Here is a 422-nt window from a genome sequence, read left to right on the forward strand (position 1 = left end):
ACAATCCCATCATCATCGGCAGCACCCATAACGGACAAGGCAATATCGATGCTCAGCACAACAGCATCGTTAGTGACTCAGACAGCATCGACGCCACCAGTCCAGCTTGGTTCATTAACCAAAGCCATGCATACCCCATAGACGGAATCAAAACCCAAAGCATTGATAGCAGCCGCAGCGGGGATGCGACCAAAGACAGCGTCACTAATGGCTACAACCAGCTCATGTTTGACGCCCATCCTGAGAGTCCTCAGATCAACGCCTATAGCAGCAGCTACCAGTCCAGCCTAACCATTGGTCATCTGTATCAGCATACCGACCATACCCGTGGTCAAGCACGTGGACAAGGTATCAGCTTAGAGACTGAAGCCGCTGCCAATATCCAAGGTAGCACAGGCATTCATATCAGTAGTAGCCAGTCT

At 50.9% G+C, this 422-nt stretch carries 1 protein-coding gene; it reads left to right on the forward strand.

Translation table 11 applies throughout. The features are described 5' to 3' along the window. Positions 1–422 (forward strand): type VI secretion system Vgr family protein (locus ACT3RN_RS16150; RefSeq protein WP_444518875.1); only part of this gene is annotated, 422 nt, incomplete at both ends.

Source organism: Psychrobacter sp. AOP5-GZ1-6, assembly GCF_052376345.1.
Lineage (GTDB): Bacteria > Pseudomonadota > Gammaproteobacteria > Pseudomonadales > Moraxellaceae > Psychrobacter.